22 protein-coding genes and 1 pseudogene are annotated in these 22,092 nt (G+C 33.8%); 5 read left to right on the top strand and 18 right to left on the bottom strand.

The window, feature by feature from the left end:
* Window positions 1-188: 188 nt before the first annotated feature.
* Window positions 189-995 (top strand): MBL fold metallo-hydrolase, encoded by an 807-nt coding sequence (locus tag SPD48_RS06510; protein WP_336257271.1) that lies wholly within the window; start codon window positions 189-191, stop codon window positions 993-995.
* Between the two features lie 191 nt (window positions 996-1,186).
* On the opposite strand, the gene SPD48_RS06505 is transcribed toward SPD48_RS06510, so the two are convergent.
* Window positions 1,187-2,644 (bottom strand): DEAD/DEAH box helicase, encoded by a 1,458-nt coding sequence (locus tag SPD48_RS06505; RefSeq protein WP_336257270.1) that lies wholly within the window; start codon window positions 2,642-2,644, stop codon window positions 1,187-1,189.
* A gap of 473 nt (window positions 2,645-3,117) precedes the next feature.
* Between SPD48_RS06505 and SPD48_RS06500 the strand changes: the two genes are divergently transcribed.
* Window positions 3,118-4,038 carry a DMT family transporter gene (locus SPD48_RS06500; RefSeq protein ID WP_336257371.1) on the top strand — a complete coding sequence of 307 codons (921 nt, stop codon included), beginning with the start codon at window positions 3,118-3,120 and terminating at the stop codon, window positions 4,036-4,038.
* A 13-nt stretch (window positions 4,039-4,051) separates the two neighbouring features.
* On the opposite strand, the gene SPD48_RS06495 is transcribed toward SPD48_RS06500, so the two are convergent.
* The 5 genes from SPD48_RS06495 to SPD48_RS06475 form a co-directional block, all read right to left on the bottom strand.
* Entirely contained in the window at window positions 4,052-4,789 is a 738-nt protein-coding gene (locus SPD48_RS06495) for an alpha/beta hydrolase (RefSeq protein WP_336257269.1), read from the bottom strand.
* Between the two features lie 122 nt (window positions 4,790-4,911).
* Window positions 4,912-5,280, bottom strand: coding sequence for a YppG family protein (locus SPD48_RS06490; protein WP_336257268.1), 369 nt, complete (start codon window positions 5,278-5,280; stop codon window positions 4,912-4,914).
* Window positions 5,281-5,364: 84 nt separating this feature from the next.
* A complete protein-coding gene (locus SPD48_RS06485; protein WP_336257267.1) occupies window positions 5,365-6,732 on the bottom strand; it encodes a hypothetical protein in 1,368 nt (455 codons plus the stop codon).
* Window positions 6,725-7,429, bottom strand: a complete 705-nt coding sequence (locus SPD48_RS06480) for an ABC transporter ATP-binding protein (protein ID WP_336257370.1) — start codon at window positions 7,427-7,429, stop codon at window positions 6,725-6,727. Before SPD48_RS06480 ends, SPD48_RS06485 begins: the two co-directional genes overlap by 8 nt.
* A 273-nt stretch (window positions 7,430-7,702) precedes the next feature.
* Window positions 7,703-8,509: a DUF368 domain-containing protein gene (locus SPD48_RS06475; RefSeq protein ID WP_336257266.1), complete on the bottom strand. Its 807-nt coding sequence runs from the start codon at window positions 8,507-8,509 to the stop codon at window positions 7,703-7,705.
* Window positions 8,510-8,919: 410 nt separating this feature from the next.
* Here SPD48_RS06475 and SPD48_RS06470 point away from each other — a divergent pair, with 410 nt between their 5' ends.
* Window positions 8,920-10,419 carry a catalase gene (locus SPD48_RS06470; protein ID WP_336257265.1) on the top strand — a complete coding sequence of 500 codons (1,500 nt, stop codon included), beginning with the start codon at window positions 8,920-8,922 and terminating at the stop codon, window positions 10,417-10,419.
* Window positions 10,420-10,509: 90 nt separating this feature from the next.
* Here SPD48_RS06470 and SPD48_RS06465 read toward each other — a convergent pair whose 3' ends face one another.
* Complete coding sequence (locus SPD48_RS06465) at window positions 10,510-12,618, bottom strand: Tex family protein (protein WP_442962122.1); 2,109 nt, start codon at window positions 12,616-12,618, stop codon at window positions 10,510-10,512.
* Between the two features lie 610 nt (window positions 12,619-13,228).
* Here SPD48_RS06465 and SPD48_RS06460 point away from each other — a divergent pair.
* A pseudogene (locus SPD48_RS06460) lies at window positions 13,229-13,505 on the top strand (helix-turn-helix domain-containing protein).
* Between the two features lie 40 nt (window positions 13,506-13,545).
* Here the strand turns inward: SPD48_RS06460 and SPD48_RS06455 are convergent.
* The 6 genes from SPD48_RS06455 to SPD48_RS06430 are packed head-to-tail and all read right to left on the bottom strand — an operon-like array spanning window position 13,546 to window position 17,417.
* A complete protein-coding gene (locus tag SPD48_RS06455) occupies window positions 13,546-13,803 on the bottom strand; it encodes an Ada metal-binding domain-containing protein (RefSeq protein WP_336257263.1) in 258 nt (85 codons plus the stop codon).
* 16 nt (window positions 13,804-13,819) lie between these two features.
* Window positions 13,820-14,632 (bottom strand): SPL family radical SAM protein, encoded by an 813-nt coding sequence (locus SPD48_RS06450; RefSeq protein ID WP_336257262.1) that lies wholly within the window; start codon window positions 14,630-14,632, stop codon window positions 13,820-13,822.
* Window positions 14,633-14,642: 10 nt separating this feature from the next.
* A complete protein-coding gene (locus SPD48_RS06445) occupies window positions 14,643-15,365 on the bottom strand; it encodes a 2OG-Fe(II) oxygenase (RefSeq protein WP_336257261.1) in 723 nt (240 codons plus the stop codon).
* 32 nt (window positions 15,366-15,397) lie between these two features.
* The gene (locus tag SPD48_RS06440; RefSeq protein ID WP_336257260.1) at window positions 15,398-16,315 is read right to left on the bottom strand and encodes a DNA-3-methyladenine glycosylase family protein; all 918 of its coding nucleotides are present in this window, start codon (window positions 16,313-16,315) and stop codon (window positions 15,398-15,400) included.
* Between the two features lie 6 nt (window positions 16,316-16,321).
* On the bottom strand, window positions 16,322-16,852 hold the full coding sequence (locus tag SPD48_RS06435) for a methylated-DNA--[protein]-cysteine S-methyltransferase (protein WP_336257259.1): 531 nt from the start codon (window positions 16,850-16,852) through the stop codon (window positions 16,322-16,324).
* Window positions 16,842-17,417 carry a bifunctional transcriptional activator/DNA repair enzyme AdaA gene (locus SPD48_RS06430; protein ID WP_336257258.1) on the bottom strand — a complete coding sequence of 192 codons (576 nt, stop codon included), beginning with the start codon at window positions 17,415-17,417 and terminating at the stop codon, window positions 16,842-16,844. Before SPD48_RS06430 ends, SPD48_RS06435 begins: the two co-directional genes overlap by 11 nt.
* Window positions 17,418-17,863: 446 nt before the next feature.
* On the opposite strand from SPD48_RS06430, the gene SPD48_RS06425 reads away from it, so the two are divergent.
* Window positions 17,864-18,046 (top strand): hypothetical protein, encoded by a 183-nt coding sequence (locus SPD48_RS06425; RefSeq protein ID WP_336257257.1) that lies wholly within the window; start codon window positions 17,864-17,866, stop codon window positions 18,044-18,046.
* Between the two features lie 244 nt (window positions 18,047-18,290).
* Here the strand turns inward: SPD48_RS06425 and sigB are convergent, their stop codons facing one another.
* From sigB to SPD48_RS06400, 5 genes are all read right to left on the bottom strand, one after another.
* Window positions 18,291-19,085: an RNA polymerase sigma factor SigB gene (gene sigB / locus SPD48_RS06420; protein WP_336257256.1), complete on the bottom strand. Its 795-nt coding sequence runs from the start codon at window positions 19,083-19,085 to the stop codon at window positions 18,291-18,293.
* Entirely contained in the window at window positions 19,060-19,542 is a 483-nt protein-coding gene (gene rsbW / locus SPD48_RS06415) for an anti-sigma B factor RsbW (protein ID WP_336257255.1), read from the bottom strand. The genes sigB and rsbW overlap by 26 nt, the downstream gene beginning before the upstream one ends.
* Entirely contained in the window at window positions 19,529-19,885 is a 357-nt protein-coding gene (locus SPD48_RS06410) for an STAS domain-containing protein (protein ID WP_336257254.1), read from the bottom strand. The genes rsbW and SPD48_RS06410 overlap by 14 nt, the downstream gene beginning before the upstream one ends.
* A gap of 72 nt (window positions 19,886-19,957) precedes the next feature.
* Window positions 19,958-20,968, bottom strand: a complete 1,011-nt coding sequence (locus tag SPD48_RS06405) for a PP2C family protein-serine/threonine phosphatase (protein WP_336257253.1) — start codon at window positions 20,966-20,968, stop codon at window positions 19,958-19,960.
* A 245-nt stretch (window positions 20,969-21,213) separates the two neighbouring features.
* A complete protein-coding gene (locus tag SPD48_RS06400; protein ID WP_442962115.1) occupies window positions 21,214-21,591 on the bottom strand; it encodes a DUF4870 domain-containing protein in 378 nt (125 codons plus the stop codon).
* Window positions 21,592-22,092 lie beyond the last annotated feature (501 nt).

Here is a 22,092-nt window from a genome sequence, read left to right as displayed (position 1 = left end):
AAATATTATCGTACGTAATTTTTATTTTTATTTTAGAATTTATGAGTCTGTTTTCTCCAAGAAAAAGCGTCAAATTCTAATAACCTTTTAAGTTTTCTATTAATCTATTTTTTATTAAATTTGTTAATTAGGCGTTGATATGCTTAAGTTGAATCAAGAATAAATATTATAGAAGGAGAAGAGTTTATATGATTCACTTCAATAATGATAATATTACAGTTTTTCAAAGTTCTTTATTTATGACAACATCGGCAATTATACAAACAAATGATGTTTTAATCATGACTGATCCCAATTGGCTGCCTAATGAAATTGAAGAAATTAAAAAGTATATTACGAAGAATATCGGTAATAAACAATTATATATTATCTATACACATAGTGATTTCGACCATATTATTGGTTCTGGAGCCTTTCCAGAAGCTAAAATAATAGCTACTGAACAATTTGACAATCATCCAAACAAAGATGAAATTATCCATCAAATACATATGTTTGACAAAAAATATTATTTGAATAGAAACTATAAACCTGTATATCCTGCTGTAGATATTGTTATTACAATTGATGGACAAAAATTAACATTAGGATCATTAACAATAACTTTCTATCTTGCACCCGGCCACACCAATGATAGTTTATTTGCTGTAATTGAACCATATGGAATATTTCTTTCAGGAGATTACCTATCTGATGTAGAATTTCCTTTCATATTTGGCAGTTATAAAGACTATGTATCTACAATTAATAAAGCCGAAAATATTTTACATAATCATCATATAAAGACTCACATACCTGGACACGGCTCTATCACACAATCCCAGAAGGAAATTAAAAATAGGATTAATAGTTCGAAAGATTACTTAAATAAGCTTCTTTATGATAATGGAGAGTTGGAAAGCTATTTAAGAAATAAATACATTTACTATGAAGGTATGAAAAGCATTCATGTTGATAATAAAAAGATAGCAAATCAAGAAATAAATGATCGTTGACGAATAGTACTAACTACATTGTTTCTATAAACATCTATTGAACCTCGTGCAACTGATGTCACAAGGATGAGCTGATCTAAGTTATAAACAACAAAAGACCCGAGTTGATTCAAAACCTTTTGAATCATCATTCGGATCTTTAATGTCTAGAACACTTTTTTCAGCCCAATTGGGTAGAAAGTTTCTCTATCTTAGCGACCGCGACGTTTTTGGAAATTTCCTTTTCGGCGTCCTCCACCACTTTGTGGACGTTTTCCATAAAATCGTTTTCCGCTTCCACCTTGGCGTCGTTTTGAGTCACGACCACCGCCGCGTTGGACATTTTTAACACTAATCGGCTGGACCGAAGAAATACGAACAGGAACATTTTTCCGTTCTTTCGTTAATAATTTTAACGCAGCAGACACAACAGAAATTGAATCATGTTCTTCTAACAATTCTGTAGCCGTTTGATTAAATGATTTTAAATCTTCCGTATCGATTGCTTTAATAATATTTTCTGCCGTTGCTTGTTGTTTCCCTCTAGCAGCTTCTTGATTTGTTGGTGGAACAAGACGTTTCATTTTACTTTTAGTAACTTGCTCAATTAAGCGTAAATGTGGCATTTCACGTGGAGTTACAAATGAAATTGCTTCTCCCATTTTTCCAGCTCTTCCAGTACGCCCAATTCTGTGTACATAACTTTCAGGGTCTTGCGGGATATCAAAATTATACACATGAGTGACTCCTGAAATATCTAATCCACGAGCTGCAACATCGGTTGCAACAAGTATCTCAATACGTCCATGTTTAAATTTATTTAATACAGACATACGTTTTCCCTGTGTTAAGTCACCATGAATCCCTTCAGCACGGAATCCACGGACTTGTAGACCATCTGTTATTTCATCTACACGTTTCTTTGTGCGTGTGAAAACAATCGCTAATGTTGGTGAATGAATATCAAAATGGTTTGTTAACGTATCAAATTTAAATTTTTCTGGAACTTCCATAAAGTATTGAACGATATTTTCTACAGTCATTTCTTTTGCTTTAACTTTGATTTCCTCAGGATTTTTCATTAACGTTGTAGCAATTTCCCGAATTTCTTTAGGCATTGTAGCAGAGAACAGTAACGTTTGTCGCTCCTCAGGTATAGACCTTAATATTTCTTTAATATCATCAATAAAGCCCATGTTTAGCATTTCATCTGCTTCATCCAAGACGGCTACTTTAATCGCATCTAAACGAATTGTGCGACGTCTTAAATGATCCAGTAACCTTCCAGGAGTAGCAACAACAATTTGTGGTCGATCTTTAAGCGCACGTATTTGGCGGTCCATATGTTGACCTCCGTATACAGCCAAAGCGCGGATTCCTTTAAATTTTCCTAATCGGTTAATTTCAGCAGCTACTTGAATTGCAAGCTCTCTTGTAGGAGCTACAACTAATCCTTGAACTGCACGAACCTTGGAATCAAATTGTTCAATCATCGGAATACCGAATGCCGCCGTTTTCCCCGTACCAGTTTGTGCTTGTCCGATTACATCTTTTCCCTCTAAAGCATGAGGTATTGTTTGTGCCTGAATTGGTGTTGCTTCTTCAAATCCCATCGACTCTAATGCTTTTAAAATAGGTGCCGATATGTTTAATTCATTAAAAGTTGTCATCTTTTATCTCCTTTTCCTACCTTGTAAAATATTTTACATAAGCGGAAACCTTCTATGTTACTTTAAGAGGTCGTTCAAAAATGCCTTGATCAATAACAACTGTTTACTTTTTTAAACAATATCAGCGGACTTTTTGAACGTACACTTGATAGATGCCTGATTGGGCGATCTATGTATCACTTCTATTTTTAATTTCACTTAAATAATTGACTAGTTAAACCTTAAAGTTGCAGGAGGCTTCCTCCATAATGGATAGTTGCCCTTCTCCATATCTCATGTATACAGCTTTATAAGTATAGCATAATGTCTTAAATCTAATCCACTTTTAAAATTAATATTTAACGAAGAGACTTTCTATTTTATATACCCAAATTAGATAATAATTAATCTTTTATGTTCATTCTCTGCGAAAAAGGGAATAATGAGATATAATAGTCATGTTCTTAAACAATCTGTATAAAGGAGAATAGATGTTGCGCTTTCCTCCATTTAATCCTTATATAGCTGTGGTGATAGGTGTAATCGCTGTCTCTACATCTGCAATACTTGTTAAATTAGCGTCAGGTGCTCCAGCTGGCATTATTGCCTTTTACCGACTTTTTCTGTCTGTTATTATTATGCTTCCGATCGTCTTATTTAAATATAAAGAAGAAATCCGTGCTATCGCAAAACGTGATTGGATCTTAGCTACCATTTCAGGTATATTTTTGGCCCTCCATTTTATTCTTTGGTTCGAGTCGCTTAACTATACGTCAGTAGCCAGTTCCGTAGTTTTGGTAACATTACAACCGGTCTTTGCGTTCATCGGTACGTATTTCTTTTTTGGGGAACGCTTTTCGGTTGCTGCGGTTATAAGTATGTTAATTACTCTTGTCGGAAGTTTTATTATCGGATGGGGAGATCTCCAAATTAGTGGTTTAGCCCTTTTAGGTGATATTTTAGCCTTATTGGGGGCTGTGACAGTTACAGGATATTTTCTCCTTGGACAACAACTTAGAAGAAATTTATCGCTTATAACCTATACATTTATTGTGTATGGAACTAGTTCGGTTGCATTACTAATTTACAACTTACTAATTGGGAATGATTTATTTCATTATTCCGCAAACCATTGGGTTCTATTCCTTGGTTTAGCAATTATTCCAACATTTTTGGGACATACCCTTTTTAATTGGGCTTTGAAATGGCTTAGTACTTCTACAATTTCAATGGCAATCGTTTTTGAACCGATCGGAGCAACTATTCTTGCTTATTTTATTCTAGAAGAAGCCGTTACTTCTTCTCAATGGCTTGGCGGTTCCATTGTCATTTTTGGGCTATTTTTATTTATTATGAGTACGACTAGAAAATCTCGTGTCACCATATCTCATCGTGGAAATAACGAAAAAGAATAGAAAAATCCACCAATTAGATGGTGGATTTTTCTATTTGATTCGTTTCTTCACATATCTCTTGAGTTAAAAAGTCGTAAATCATTTTGTTTAAGACATCGCTATCTTCTCCTAGACATATCAAGTGATCCGATTGTTCAAAAAATACGACTTCTTTATGTTCGGAACTTATCTCTTCATCTAAATAATATGCTGCTTTATACGGAACCATTTCATCCTTATGACCTTGAGCGATAAAAACTGGTGTAGTAATATCTTTTAAGTATTGCTTTGTACGATTAACAAGCTTCATGAACTCTATATTTGCCTTTAAAGGGACATCTCCGAACTTACTCTTATAATGGAGAAACAGATCATTTTCATTTAATTTCCCTTTAAATCCATCGCCAATCATTTCTGCTATATAAAAACTCAAATATTTAAACGATAAATACCTTCTTGCTGTTGCTAGGAGCACAAGCCGTTCAATTTTTTGAGTTGCGGCTAAATATGCAGCTATCATTCCGCCCATTGAAAAGCCAATTACATATACTTTATCACAGTTTTTTCGCAAATTTTCTAGTGCAATGCGTGCGTCTTCCAACCATAGTTCATGTGAAGCGTCTTCTAAATTTAGTTCTTTTCCATGCCCTTTTAAAACAGGTACTTCAATTTTCCAATCTGTTCGTTTAGATAAATATGCTCGCAAAGGCTCAACTTCATGAGGCCCTCCTGTAAATCCGTGGATAATCAAGCATCCAATCACTTTTTTCACTCTCCCTATTTGACCAAAGGAATGGAGCTAAACCTTTTGAAGATACTATTCTTATTCCCCTTTTTCAATTTTTTATTACATGTAACAAACAGTTTGGGCTACAGAAAATAGACAAACTAAACTTATGCTCTAAATGCACGAATTAAATCATTTAATTGCCTAATAACTGGAGAAACTTGCTGAACTGTGTCAGCTAATTGACCGACAGTTTGAAGCATTTTCTGGATATCTACAGTTCCATTTTCATCCAAAAATTGTTGCATAACACCGTTGGAAACTGCTCCTTGTGGCGGGGCAGGATTCTCAAAATTATTAGGCTGTATATTTGGTGGCATCATTTGCATTTGGGGCGGAAAACTATTATTTTGCATATATGGGTTATAATAATACGCTTGCTCTGCATACATCGGATAGTAATATCCTGGTGTATAGGAGGCCTCCGGGTAATAATGGTTAGGCATTATTGGGCGGTAATACTCATTTTCATTCACCATTTAAAACACCTCGCTATATCTAATTACTATGATAATATATGCATTTGTCCCGGCAGGTGTGTATCACGACATCACTTATATTTATTTCTCAGCTTTTTTTAGAATCGGAATTATTCCCATCATTAAACAAACTCCGATAAGGAATTCCAAATATATATTGCTAATAATGATTAATAAAATTAGAATATAACAAAATATCTCTGTCCACTTAAAATCTGATGCTTTATTATCAAATTTTTTAAAGACTTTTTCAATTTTAATTGGCATAAGAAAAAGAAATGAAAATATCATTGCCAATACGTGAATCAGTGTCCAAACAGATAAATCTCTAAATATAAACATAATAATCGGTAATAATAAAAGAGCACTCGTACTATATATCCACTTTAAAATAGTTTGTTTGAATAGTGTCAAATCCCAAGGAAGCATCTGTACTAAATCTGTTCGCAAACGGTCATTAAATAAACTTGCAGCAACTGTTGAAGAACTATGAATTGTAAAGGCAATCGCCAAAAAAAATAATTCTTCTTTAATAAATAAGATTAAAAATAGAAGCAGAAAAAGTGCACCAATTAATTTTAAACAAACACCTATGTTTTTCTCAAAATATAAATGCCATAAGCGATTATATCCAACTGACTTTTTATAAAGAAAAGGTTTCTTCCAAAAAGATAATCGCTGCCAAATACTATATTGACGTTCTTTTCTATACTTTATTTTCGTTACATAGGAAATCATAACCATATTCCATATTTTAAAATCACTAGCGGCAGTTACTTTTTTCCAATCTATTTGTTGAAACGTTCTTGGTAATAAGAGTACGTTAATTAAGAATAATATTGCAATAAATAAAATACTTAAAAAAGATGACTTAAGATAAAGGTTTACTAAATTAATTAAAATTAAACTAATTAAGACGACTATTTTTAACCATAAATGTTGTTGGAACAGTTTCCATTCAGGCAGTGTCATGAGTACATTCAGTCCTATTAGGATAAAAATATAAAGCAGCACAATGGAAGCACTTGTTGGTGATAAAATATAAATAATTATTCCACCAATCAAATATGTAATTCCGCTTTTTATCCACCGTTCTATAGCAACTACTCTCCATACTTGTTGCAATGTATTTGGTAAAAACGTTAATGTATATTCAGCAGTTGAAAAAATAACTCCTGGCTGGTTAAAACTTCGAATGATATATATGATTGGAATAGCTGTAAGAATTACCCAAAACTGTTCAACCGTATACGCCTCTATTGAAATTATTTTATCTTGAATATTGTTCCTAATATTCCCTTCCATAACTATTGCTATCACGAAATAACCTATGACGAGAAGGGTGTAAAAAAGAGAAGTGAAATCAAAAGATAGCAGCAATACTTGTTTAACTAGTTTACTCTTTTTACGAATCCGATTTCTTTTCAGAAAAACGATTTGCTTAAACATCTTCATATCCTCTAGTGATCGTATCAAATTGATCAATTGCTCCCTCAGATTTCACTTTTCCTTGTTCCAGCAAAATATATCGATCAGCCAATGATTGTAATTGATCCAATTGATGCGTTGTAAGTAAAATACTTGTCCCAAGCTTCACTTTTTCTTTAATTGTTTTTAGTAAAAAATCAACCGCGTATATATCTAATCCCATAAAAGGTTCATCAATTAAGAGTACAGGTACTTCTGGTAATAACGCACAGATGGTTTGAACCTTTTGCCTCATGCCTTTTGACAACTCTTCAGGATAGGCTTGAAGTTTCGTAGTAAGTTCAAATCCTTTTAAGTAATATTGAAGACGTTGGTTAAATAATTCCTCTTCTATTTCATAGCTCATTCCATACAATTGAAAATGTTGCAGAACTGTTAATTCTGTCAGCAGCATCGGTTCTTCAGGTAAATAAGAAATGTATTTTTTAAATAATACAAACTGCTCATCCTGATCAAACTTCTGAAGGATTTTAATTTTACCCTCTCTTTTTTCCAACATACCCATGATTGTTTTCATTATCGTGGATTTCCCAGCTCCATTATGACCAACTAATGCCAAAACTTCTCCCCGATGAAGTGAAAAAGAAATGTTTTTAACCAACTCTTTTTGATTTAACACTGTTTTCACTTGATCCAATTGCAAATGAATCACTATCATCACCTACTTGTTCTTCTTTTAGGCTCATGCCTATATATACATTTCACGTACTAAATACTATTAATAGTTTACTATTAAGCTAACATAAAAAAATGATGTGAATTAAGATTTTATATTAATTTAATGAATGAATTTCATAATTCATTAAATTGCAAGTGAATCAGAGCAATGGAAATAATGAATAAAAATAGAAAACGCCCTACCTCTAAAATGAAAAGTTTCAATTAGAAGCAGAACGTTTATAGTGCATTATAATGAATTACCGAAATGTTGTTAATACTCTACTTTTCCTAATACATATGCAACGATTAAACCGAGAGCAAATAATACGATACATAGTGTAAGTTGAGTGACGTTTGAAGTCCATCCTGGAAAAATAACAAAAACAGATCCAATGACTAGCCCGATAATAAGCGCAAATGTAGCAGTTTGATAATTTCTTAAAAAATAATGAATCACTTTACTCATCGTTATTATCCCTAAAGCAATGCCAATTCCAACAATGATAATAACAGTAAAATCAAATGTACTTACAGCATTTATTACCGTTTTATAAACACCAATGACAACCAAAACAAGAGAGCCACTGATTCCTGGTAATATCATTGCGGCACTGGCAATGAATCCCGAGAAAAACAACAACAGATATATTGAAAAAGATCTATCTGTAATAATCGCCCCTTCATCTGGACTAATATTCAATCGACTAATAAGAAATATTCCTACAAACAAAAGTAAAACATGTTGCCATTTGAATTTATTTCTCGCATCAGACTCCCGAAATAAATATGGTAAAATTCCAATAATTAGACCGATAAAAAAATAATATGTTGGTTGTTCATAATAGTTCAATAACCAATCCATTAATCGGCTAAACGAAAATATAGCAAGGGCCATTCCAATTCCAAGAGGGATTAAAAACCCAAGATGTTTTTTCCATTCTCTTGTAAAAAGACCATTGATCGCCGCAATTAACTGATTGTAAAAACCTAATAGAACTGCGATTGTTCCACCGCTCACTCCGGGTACAACGTCACTCACTCCCATTGCCATTCCTCGGTAAATATTTTTCCACTTCATGTAAAAATCTCCTCTACAAATAAATACATAACGATATCATATCAAATAATGATTCATTTTAATATATATGTGACAAACTTCTACCATATCTCTTAAACGTTTTATCAATTAGTTGATTTTAATTAATAATTTATTGCCAGAATAGTTTTACTTTCATTAATATATTTCTTAATTAATAATGATCAACTTACGAATCCATGCTTCATTTCACATCAAGCCTCAAAATCAATGTGATATAAACCATTAAATGTATTTTTTTATAGTAAAAAGATATTCAGGGCATAGTTATTGTTATTTTATAACTGATATGATATTATACTAATTATAAAGTAACCCTACCCGATATTTCCAAAAAGTAGGTTACATAGAAAGTAAGTTTTTCAAAAATAACGCTGGAGGTGCTTTTGTTCATGAGTAACAATAAACAAAACAATGACAATAAGAGAAGGTTAACTACGGCAGCGGGAATGCCTGTTCCAGACAACCAAAATTCAAAGACTGCAGGTCCTCGAGGTCCAGTATTATTAGAAGATTTTTGGTTAATTGAAAAGCTGGCAAACTTTAATCGTGAAGTAATTCCAGAGCGTAGAATGCATGCAAAAGGATCAGGTGCATTCGGGACATTCACTGTAACTAACGACATTACCAAATACACGAAAGCAAAAATCTTCTCAGAAGTTGGTAAAAAAACTGACATGTTCGCACGTTTTTCTACGGTTGCGGGTGAACGTGGAGCTGCAGATGCTGAAAGAGATATTCGTGGATTTGCATTAAAGTTTTATACCGAAGAAGGTAACTGGGATTTAGTCGGTAATAATACACCGGTATTCTTTTTTAGAGATGCCATGCAATTTCCTGACTTAAACCACGCTGTTAAACGTGATCCACGTACAAATATGCGTTCGCCTAATAATAACTGGGACTTCTGGTCCTTATTACCAGAAGCACTTCATCAAGTGACGATTATTATGAGTGAACGTGGTATTCCAAAATCATATCGTCATATGCATGGATTTGGAAGTCATACATACAGTATGATTAATGCGAATAACGAGCGCGTCTGGGTAAAATTTCATATGCGTACTCAACAAGGAATTGAGAATTTAACAGATCAAGAAGCTGCGGGACTAATTGGGACGGATCGTGAAACTCACCAAAGAGATTTATATGAAAGCATTGAAAATGGTGACTATCCGAAATGGAAGATGTACATCCAAGTGATGACTGAAGAAGAAGCTGAAAATATGCCATACAATCCTTTTGATTTAACAAAAGTTTGGTATAAAAAAGATTTTCCATTAATTGAAGTGGGAGAATTCGAGCTTAATAGAAACCCAGATAACTATTACGCTGAAGTGGAACAAGCTGCTTTTTCACCTGCAAGCATCGTACCAGGAATCGGATATTCACCAGATAAGATGTTACAGGCTAGATTATTCTCATATGCTGATGCACAACGTTATCGTCTTGGAGTTAACCACCATCAGATTCCTGTTAACGCGCCGAAATGCCCAGTCCATAGCTTCCACAGAGATGGAACAATGCGTGTAGACGGGAACCATGGCAGCACGCTTCATTATGAGCCAAACAGCTATGGGGAATGGCAAGAACAACCTGAAGTAATGGAGCCACCTCTTAAAATTAATGGGGATGCAACACATTGGAACTTTAGAGAAGATGATGATAATTACTATGAACAACCAGGAAAACTGTTCAACCTAATGACTGATGAACAAAAAGAAGCTTTATTTAATAATACAGCAAGAAATTTCGAAGGCGCGGAAGAATTTATTAAAATTCGCTATATCGTTAGTTGTTATAAAGCAGATCCTGCATATGGTGAAGGTGTTGCAAAAGCAGCAGGAATTGATATGAGTAAAGTAGAAGCGGCTGTAAGTGCAGCTGAATAATGAAGAAAAACCCTGTTAGCTATATGGCTGACAGGGTTTTGTTCTCTTTACATAATTTTATTTTGCAGATCTAATGCATGTCTTCTTTATTTATTTCACCATCGTTAAAGCAATACGACCTCGATTGACATCTACATCTTCTACCCATACAGTCACAACATCTCCAACAGAAACAACATCCATCGGGTGTTTAACGAACTTTTTAGCGAGTTTTGAAATATGTACGAGACCATCTTGGCCTACTCCTATATCAATAAAGGCACCAAAGTCAACGACATTTCGAACTGTACCTTCCATTTCCATTCCTTGCTCTAAGTCTTCCAACGTTAGTACTTTTTGTTTTAAAATCGGTTGTGGGAAGTCATCTCTTAAATCTCTTCCAGGTCTTCTAAGTGCATCAATAATATCGGATAATGTAGGTGTACCAATATTTAATTTTTCAGCCATTTCCCCGACATTTACATTCGCTAACGTCTCCCTAAGTTGTTCAGTTCCGACATCATTCAGATCAAAACCAATTTCCTGTAATAGAGTTTCGGTAACTTTATAGCTCTCAGGGTGAATCGGTGTTTGATCAAGCGGGTGGACTCCATCAATTATTCTTAAAAATCCGATACTCTGTTCATATGTTTTCGGTCCGAGACGAGGAACTTTTTTCAGTTCTGATCGATTAGAAAATTTACCAAGTTCTTCTCTTTGCTTAATAATATTTTTTGCAGTCGTCTTACTAAGCCCTGCTACGTGTTCTAGTAACGAACTTGACGCAGTATTGACATTTACTCCAACCTGGTTAACCGCCGTTTCAACAACAAAATTTAGTGAGCTAGTTAATTCTTTCTGACTTACATCATGTTGATATTGACCAACACCAATTGATTTTGGATCAATTTTTACAAGCTCTGCCAACGGGTCCTGCACTCGTCTTGCAATAGAAATAGCACTTCTTTCCTCTACTTCCAGATCTGGAAATTCCTCACGAGCCTGCTCGGAAGCTGAATAAACGCTCGCTCCGGCCTCATTTACAATGATGTAAGGTATATCTAAATAATTTTTTTGAATCATATTTGCTATAAACTGCTCCGTCTCACGAGAAGCTGTTCCATTTCCGATCGCAATTAATTGAACCTCATGCTTTCTCAATAATTGAAGAACGACCTTTTCTGCACCAGCTACGTCATTTCTAGGAGCGGTTGGATAAATAACATTAATTTCAAACATTCTACCTGTTTCATCAATGATTGCTAATTTACAACCTGTCCGGAAAGCTGGATCAACTCCCAAAATCGTTCTTCCTTTTAATGGTGGCTGCAGCAATAGATTTCGTAAATTCTCAGAAAACACACTTATCGCTTGTTCTTCTGCCATTTCAGTTAATCGATTTCGGATTTCTCTTTCTACGGAAGGTTCAATTAAACGTTTATAACTGTCATCAATCGATTCTGTTAAAAGCTGAGCTGATTCACTAGATATTTCCTTTTTAATAACTTTTTCTTTAAGATATGTAATAATTTTTTCCATCGGAGGATTGATGGTCACTTTAAGAACATTTTCCTTTTCCCCACGGTTAATCGCAAGGATTCGATGAGATACAAGCGACCGAATAGCTTCTGAATACTCGTAATACATTTTATAAATTTCTTTTTCATCTTTTTCTACTTCTTTTGATTCAGTTACAAGAATTCCTTGATTCCATGTAGTTTCACGAATAAAGTCTCGATAAGTAGGATCATCAGAAATCCATTCTGCAATAATATCACTTACACCAGCAAGCACATCTTCTACAGATGTAAGTTCATGTTCTTCCGATAAAAATTGTACTGCTTCTGTCTCAAGATTTTGGATATTTTGCTCCCAAACCTGTTTGGCGAGTGGCTCAAGTCCTTTTTCTTTCGCTATTGTAGCCCGAGTTCTCCGTTTTTTTCGATAAGGACGGTATAAATCCTCCACTCGTTGAAGTTTAGTCGCTTGTTCAATATCCTTCTTTAATTCGTCCGTCAATTTTCCTTGTTCGTCTATTAGCCGTAATACCTCTTCTTTTCGCTCTGCTAATTGAACAGCATAATGCCATGTATCTTGGATTGTTTTAATCGTTACCTCATCTAATCCTCCAGTTGCCTCTTTACGATAACGAGCAATAAACGGAACTGTATTCCCTTCTTCTAATAATGAAATCACCTGTTTAACAGTTGATTGCTTCATATTCAATTCTTTTGCTACTACAAGTAATAATTTTTCATTCACCGGTACAACTCTCCTTTCACATTCTTCATTTTACCAAAGTTATGCCGGATAATACATTTTCTTTAATGGAGGAATCACAGTGTTGTATTCTCGCTATAAATACGGATCTTCATTTATTCATTTTCATAGACCATTCAAATGTATTGCAAATATACCTTGTCTTTAAATGTACAATTAGAAGAATTCCCCATTTAAAAACTTCGGTTTACGAGTCTGCTGACATAAGAAAACATGAAAAAACCTTATTATATCAATGTTTATAGGCAGTGTTCAAGTGGAATTTGTACAAAAAATAAAGTTTCTAAAAATAGACGATCAAAATGAGCGTCTATTTCACTTTAGATTATGAGAGAAGGCTTTCTTAAAGAACATGTTTGAGAAAGTGAAATTCCAAAAGAAACATTGAAATTCGCATTAAAAAGAAGGCAGATAAATCAAAGAATTTGATATTATTTTTTACAAAAACTATCCTTATATATGACGTTTCATAGAACAAATTAGCCACTTGTTCGAATTCATTTGAAACAGTTCTTGTCTTTTTTTGATATGAAGTGATCTAAGAGATATTATGAGTAAAAAAGAGGATAAATACGATTTTAGAGCGTTCGGACTTGCGATGAAAGAAGCCCATAGAAAACAAGGTTTAACCCGAGCCTAGTTAACTAATATTGAAAATAAGGGACAGCACCCAAGTATTCAGGTCCTTTATGACCTTGTATCGTTACTTAATGAGTCTGTTGATGAGTTTTTCACCTACAAATGAGCATTCAAAAAGTACTAGACGTATACAAGTAGAAAAATATATGGATGACTTTATGGACAAAAAGCTACTACTTATCCTTTAATTAATGAAAAACGGTGACTGCATATGCTATTGTATCGGTTTTAATTTTTTGTCTGAGTACTTTTCCATTTATGATATTTCTCCGGCATACATACGGCACATGGTCTATATCCAGCATTTATAGCTGTTTTTTCATCTCTAAAAAATACTCTTTCTGTTTTATAATCACCTTTTTCAATAGCTCGTGAGGCTGATTTACAATTAAGGTTTCCGTAAATTTTACCTTTTTTATGTCCTCCAAGAATCCCTTTTTCCTTACTTAGATATGCTTTACCATTTGAATCTATTAGAGTATACATACAATAACCACCTTAATCATGGCATAAACCCTGACTGACTAATATATAGTTGATTGCTATTAAACTGCTTTTCAAAACGTCTATATAGTTTTAAGTAAGTATCCTTTTCATACCATTTCTCCATACCCAACTCCTCGTATTTACGATATATACCCAATCTTGCCGTTCGTTTACCACCACTCCCATCACCCATAAAATAATCGTCAATACAAACTCTATCAGTAATTTTAGAAAGTATAGATGGGAAATCTTTAGAACTTGGTAAAAGTGGAGCAATTGTTGCCTGGGTTGCAATATTATTTTCCTTTAAAACTCTTAAAGCCTTTAATCTTCCTTGAATAGGAGGTGCATAGGGAGAAAAGTGTTTACGAATATCTTCTGAATCTGTCTCGATAGTCATACTTACTCTTACACGATTACCTAATTTTTTAATCAAGTCAATATCCCTCAATACGAGAGAACTTCTAGTTTGAATGAATAAAAAATCAGGAGGATTATTTACCATAATTTTTAATAAAGACCTCGTAATTTCTTCCTTGTATTCAATAGGCTGATAAGGGTCTGTACTTGACGACATGAAAATGGTTACGGAACCCTTTGCTTTTTCACGTTTTAATTCTTTTTCTAATATGTTTGCTGCATTTTCTTTTACATCCAGCCAATTTCCCCAACTATCTTCACGAAATGTTTGTACAGGTAATTGACGTACATAACAATACGAACATGCAAAGGCGCACCCTACATATGGATTTAATGTATGACTATAACCTTTTAAAAAGCCAGTACCTTTATTTAATAATTTTTTTGATGTCGTATATTTTTTGTTCATAGTAATCACCCTATTTTGAATCATGGAAGATAATACCTAAACCGTAACGATTTCCAGACGTTATGGTGCTTACACCATGACGTATAGTGTTTTTATAATAACCTTTCTTACCTTCAACAGGTCTATGATTGGTAGGGAAAATAACAGCTCCGCCTTGGTTAGGCATTGCAACATGTCCTCTGCTTTGCGCTCTAGGTACTTGTTCGACAAGCATAAACTCACCACCAGTGAAATCTTGCTCTTTTTCATTTAACATAAAAACGACTTGAAACGGGAAATATACATCTCCGTAAAGATCTTGATGTAGTGCATTGTAATCACCTTCACCGTATTTCAATATAAGTGGTGTTGGTCTCACTTGATCGGCCGCTTCACACATCTGAATAAAATTTGCATGCTGATCAGGATACGTTGGATATTTACTGCAATTTCCTTTTCGAAGATAATCACCCCAGCGATTAGCTGCTTTAGCTAACTCAGGATAAAAAGTAACTCGTAAATCTTGAATAATTTGAGGCAGGGGGTAGTCGAAATATTTATATTGCCCTTTTCCAAAACGATAACGCTTCATATCAATGGTTGTTCGATAGGCTTGTTCCTCTTCATACATTACTATAAAATCTTCACATTCCTTTTTTGTTAATAAGGGATCTAATATAGCAAAACCATTCTCATCCAATGTATGATGAATATTTACCCAGTCAAGTCCTTGTACACGTGAAATAATTGACATTTTATATTTCCTCCTTAAATAAATTTTATAAATCAGTATAGCAATCGCCACAAATAGAATGTTGCATAGGCTTCCCAATTCTTCCACTCAGAAGCTAACTCTCTGATTTCATCTTTAGTCGGTTTTCTTTCCATTCCATTTACTAACTTAATCGCATTAATTAACCCGACATCGTCAATCGGAAAAGCAGTTGGGTATCGAAGACATCGCATACAAACATAATTAGCTGTCCAAGGACCAATACCTCTGATACGAATTAATTCTTTTTCAGCTAGCTTGAAATCATCAAAATTCAACATTTTTTCTTTCGATAAATGTCCATTTTTCATTAGCTTTGCAACATCGATAATATATTCACTTTTCTTTTTCGTCATTTTTATGTCTGCCATATCTTCGAGACTTAACTCTGCAATTTTATCAAAGGAAGGGAAAATCCAGTACTTTTTACCTTCATAGTCTAAGGACTCTCCAAACTTTTCTACAAACTGACGCTTTAATGTATACGCAAATTTAAGATTAATCTGTTGTCCCAAGATTCCCCAGCATAGAGCTTCAAACAAATCATTTATACCTATATTACGAAGCCCATAAAATTTTTCTATTGGCTGTTTTAGCAATGAGTCTTGAAATCCCATTTTATAAAAAGGCATAATGTCATTATCAAGGTCAAACCATTCACAAATGTAGCGGACCACTGCTTCTTTGTATTCTAATAAATCAGGCTTTGTATTAGCCAAAAATTCAACATCTAAATAGTCATTATCAGCTGCACTGATACGTACTAACGTACGAACATGATTTACTTCAATAATACGAGTAATTTTATCGTCTTCTATTTCATACATACATTCGTTTTGTTCTCTCTGTAAATAATCTAAGTTCACCTTAAAATCAAATGCTTCAGGTACTTTTATTAAAATATGGTTTTTCTTTTCTTCCCATAATCTCACTTTTTCCTAAACTCCCGTCTTATTTGATTCTTCCACAGCAAGAAGTGTTTTTTTCATTTCTAAACCTCCACGAAAACCAGTGAGATTCCCACTTTTAGAAACTACTCGGTGACAAGGAACAACAATCATAACTGGATTTACTCCATTTGCTGCTCCAACTGCCCGCACTGCTTGTGGATTTCCAATTTTTTCAGCAATATCTGAGTATGAAACTACTTCTCCATAAGGAATATTTTGCAATTCCTTCCACACCGACTCTTGAAAAGGTGTACCTTTTAAATCGACAGGAACATCAAATTCTTTTCTTTTCCCATTCAGATATTCTTTAAGTTGATGAACATATCTATTAACTTTCTCTTCATTTTCCATCATTTTAGAGTTAGGTCTATTTTTATCTGTCCAAACTTGCAGCTCTTCTATTCCTTCATTAGGAGATCCAACAAAACATAGTCCTTTGTCAGTCGCTGCAATATAAAGTACCCATTGTTTGTGCTCTAATTTTCCATAATAAATCGGTTGTTCTTGTTTATTGTGCATTTAATAACACCTTCTTTTTATTATTTTTTCTAAATTGGCTTGGACTCTGGCTAATTTGCTCTCTAAATACAGTTGAAAATCTCGCAGCATTCGCAATCCCAACTAATCTTCCTATTTCCTTAATGGGTAAATCCGTATTTAATAAATACTCTTTTGCCTTTTTCATTCTAATACTCTGTACATATTCTAGCGGAGTAATTCCCTTTATATTTTTAAACACCCGATGAAGATGATATGGGCTGCTGTGGCAATTATCTGCTATATATTTTAATGTTAAAGGTTTTGAATAATTTCCTTCTATATACATTTCAACATGTGATATCCATTCTTCGTCAGGTAAACTTCTGCCACCAGATTTACATCGTTTGCAAGGTCTATATCCCGCTTGTAAAGCATCTTCTGCTCGGGAAAAGATAGTAACATTATCAAAATTCGGCACTCTTGATTTACATGAGGGTCTGCAAAATATCCTAGTTGTTTTTACAGCATAAAAGAAATGATCATCATAGTTCTTATCATTTTCGATAATCGCTTTTTTCCTTTCTTCCGTAAGTTTTAATATCATCATTTCATCTCCTTTATTTAAATTCTACACGAATGAACAATAATAGAAACATATTTCAAGTTAAAGAGCAAGATATAAAAACATTATATAAAAAAACTATTTATATATTGCTGTTCAATTCCAAAAGGGTTTTATTTAGAAAAAAGACGTTTAATGTATAACTTATAATATTAAAAAAGTGTTAGGAGTTGATTTTATGTCAGTAGAAAACAAAGAAGTAGTAGCAAAATGGTTTACAGCTGTTTTGACGAAAGATTAAAATCCAGATTTCATTCATGAGTTGGCTTCGGAAGATATTATATTTCAGTATCTCCTTCATGGAAAATTAACCGGTCCACAAGAAATTATTACTAAGCTAGATTGATTAAGAGCTCCCTTCCTTGATTTAAATTTTTGGACTGTTGAAGACCTAATTGCAGAAGGTGATTATGTAGTCGGACGTTGGAATGGCAGCGGTACTCATACAGGCGACATTTAGTGATTTACCTTTAGGTGAAGTGAAAGAAATAGCAGTAAATGTAGGTGGAATCTTTGCTCCTTTATTTGGCAGAATTGCTGAAATATATGGCGTACAAGTGGTTATGTTAAAAACAAAGACCCATCTAAAATTAATTTTATTGGGGCGTTGATTTTAATCAAGTAATCATCAAGCGAAGAAAGAAGATAAAAACAGGAAAGTTGGCGTGATTTAATACCACGCCAACTTTCGTATAGATGTTTTCTTAATCCACAGAGGCTACGATCGAATTTTTTTAAATCGATCAAGAAATAATTATTTATTTGTAATATTTTCTTAATATTCTGTAATCTCTCCTCAGATTTATCAGCTGTTTTTGATGCTTATCTACTTAAATGAAGTAGAAATGCCGATTACTAATCAACTACATAATAACTGTCTGATTCCTGCTCCAAAACTTCACGTAATTTTCTAAGTGAACGTCTCTGTAGCCTAGATACATGCATTTGGGAAATACCAAGGAGTTCTCCCACTTCCTGCTGACTTAAATTGTCGAAAAAGATATATTTTAATATTTGCTGTTCTCGTTCAGGTAGAACTGGAAAAACACTCTCCAGCATCATATGTATGTCCACTTTTTTATAATTTTCTTCTTCAGATCCTACTAAATCTAAAATGGAGACAGCGCCTCCTTCGGCATCCACTTCATGTTTATAATCAACTGACAATGCTTTATAGCTTTTAGACATTTCCATCGTTTCCAAAACTTCTTCTTCGGTTACACTTAAATGTTCTGCTATTTCTTGTACAGTTGGCGACTTTTGTAACTTATTTGTTAATTCATCTACCGCTCTATTTATTTTAGGTCCTAATTCTTTTATACGGCGTGGTACATGAACACTCCACGTTCTATCCCGAATAAATCGTTTAATCTCACCAATAATAGTGGGGATTGCAAAGGCCTCAAATGATTTTCCATAATCTTTGTTAAACCGTTCTACTGAAATCAAGAGGCCTATCATGCCAACTTGTGCAAGATCCTCATGGTTTCCACGATTATGTGAATATTTACGAGCTAATGAATGAACAAGACGTTCATAGTGTAAAACGATCTTTTCTTTCATCTTTTCATTATCGGGATGTTTTTGTAAATGCTCAATCCAACTGTATACATCGTCTTCTTCTTTATTGGTTTGCTTGGACTTGTTCATTTACATCCACCTCAGTTTCATCGAGATATTTTGTCATTAACACAATGACGCCATACTCATTATTAATTTCCACTTTATCCATAAGTGCATTAATTAGAAATAAACCAAAACCTCCTTCACGCATTTGTGAGACAGGACTTATATCATCAACAGAGGTAACAGGTCCAATCCGATCTTTTATTTCTGCAAAATTAAAACTATCGCCTTGATCAGAAACCATTACCTCTAACCGATTATGATAAACACCAAACCCAAGTGTTAATTCACCTTTTTCTTTTTTTTCATATGCATGGGCGACAACATTGGTCGCGGCTTCCGAAATAGCTACCTTCAAATCTTCTATTGCTTCATATGAAAACCCCATTCTACTTGCAATTCCTGAAATACTTAAGCGAATAACACCTACATATTCTGCTTTTGCCGGAACTTTCATTTCAATAAAATCAAAATCTTCCATTATTCACTTCCCCCCCATCTATTTCTTCAGCACTTAAGTCCATTATTTCATGTAAACCGGTTACTTTAAATAGTCGAAGAACCCGGTCATGAACATTAATTAACTTCATTTCACTTTGATTATTTTTAGTCGATTTAAATGCGCTGATAAACACACCTAGACCAGTGCTGTCTAAATAATGTGTATGCTCAAGATCTATATTAACTTTATTTCCTGCTTCTTCAGTTAATGGGAGAATTTCTTTCTTTAATTTCGGTGCAGTATAAACATCTATTTCACCGCTTAATTTAACAATAAAGTTTTTTTCCCTCTCTTCAATTACATCGATTGACAAATTCACCATTATCACCCCATATATGTATCGGTATATCTATTAATCTTTTATGTATCATGTATATTCCCTTACTATTATATATTAAACTGTTTTTTTCATAATAATTAATGTAAAGTCATCTTTTAATTGAAAGTCATCCAATTGATTAAAGTGCATGTAAACACGTTCAACATGCTTTTGTGCAGGTAAGTGTGCATATTTTTCAATTACTTCAATCACTTCTTCCCGATTAATAAACCTATCTCCACGACGACACTCAGTCACACCATCTGTTAACAGAACTATCATATCGCCTGTTTCAATTTTAATTTCATATTGTGTGTAATGTGTATGTTTTAAAACTCCTAATACTAATCCTTTTGCATCAAATTCAATAAATGATTTATCTTTAGCACGAAATAAGAATCCAGGTTCATGTCCTGCAGATGCAAATCGAAAAACACTTGAATTCGGGAAATATTGTCCATAAAACATCGTTATAAACATGTTTGATGCCACATTTCGCTCAACTACACGATTCAAATTACGCAAAATTCCACTTGGTGTCATTGCTTCTTCATAAAAACTGTCCATAGCATACTTTATCATTGACATAGAAAGTGCAGCAGGAACACCCTTACCTATTACGTCTGCTATCGCTACACCCAACGCCCCATCCTCCGCCGTAATAAAATGGTAATAGTCTCCATTCATTTGATGAAGTGGAACACTAATTGCTCCGATATCAAGACCTTCTATTTTCGGGATTTCTGTAGCTAACAATGTTTTTTGCATATTCGCTGCAACTTGAATTTCTGATCTTAATTCGAATTGTTCTAGTTTTAATTTCTCATACTCTTCATGTGCGACACGATAGGCAATTAGTGACTCTAATAAAAATTCCAATGATTGTCGATATTCATTAAACACTTCCCCGTATAAGCTATCGATAGCCTTCATGTGGATGCGAACAATTTCCTCGGGATATATGTTTCTACTGACAAAAGATATACTCATTTGCTTTGCTTCATCTAGGTAACTTTTGTTATTACTTTCTAAGTATTGTTGCAATAACTTTTTATATGCCTGTCCATCAGCTTTTATCTTGTGCATATGCTAGTCTCCCTGTCTATTTTTTTTACTGACTGTACATATGTTTTACTCCCACTATGAAGATTTTATGTATTTTCTCAAATTTATTTTAAATCATATGACAATAGTTCCTATGTTAGTTTAATTTCGATTACTTTCTCGTTTAAAATCATTTGTGGCAGGCACGTTTTATTATAACATCCATACCGGGAATGGCTTTAAAAAAAACGAGCAATTTGTTATTTGCCCGTTTTCCTCTGTCATTCTTACTTTATAATACGGAAAATAAGCGGTATTCTATACATTTCTCCCTGATACGCCTTTACCGCTGCAATAATTGTAAAAACGACTGCTGCCACCCCTACTAAAGGTGCTAGGACAAAGCCAATTAATATGATCATCGTAATCGCCGCCACAATTCCATATACCGCATAAGAAATAATAAAATTTATATATTCCTTACCATGAAAATCTATGAACGTTGATTCTTCTCGTTTTACCAACCAAATGATAATTGGTCCTATGATTGTTGTAAAAAAACTAGTTACATAAATAAGCATTGCTAATAATCGTTCATCGTTAGTTGTTGTCATCTGCTCACCTCTTTTATCTTGATCAATAACAATAATTTCATCATCTGACATAATATCACTCCTTTACTGGCATATGTCAAAAGAAAAAAATACTTGTTTAAATAATATCATTATTACATTTGTTTTTCTATGGTAAAAAAGCCATATATATTGTAAAACATCCATAAAAAGCATTAATTTAGAAGCCATCATCTTTATTATCACTGATAATTGATTTACACCTTGTTGATAATAAAATCACTTGGCACTATCGAAGGCATATGGTTCAATCAAAACGTTATCCTTCCTTCAATAATGCAATTGAACTATCAATAACTTTATCCTTTGGGATTTCAATACAATATATCAACTGGTCTCAACCTTTCTTTATACTACTGATCATATCTTTTACTCTTTTGAATATTTTAATTCTGATTAGCATTACCCGAATTCTTATAGAATTAAACATATAAAGCTTGGCTTATCGCTAAAGAAAATACAACGACTGGCTAAAACAAAGGTGATGTTGCACTTATACTCTGGATCGACGATTGTGCAAGTTTAACGGCGTGA

The organism is Pseudogracilibacillus sp. SE30717A (genome assembly GCF_037071985.1).
GTDB lineage: Bacteria > Bacillota > Bacilli > Bacillales > Amphibacillaceae > Pseudogracilibacillus.
Note: the sequence above shows the minus strand (reverse complement) of the source record. Positions and strands in the feature narration are given on the sequence as shown.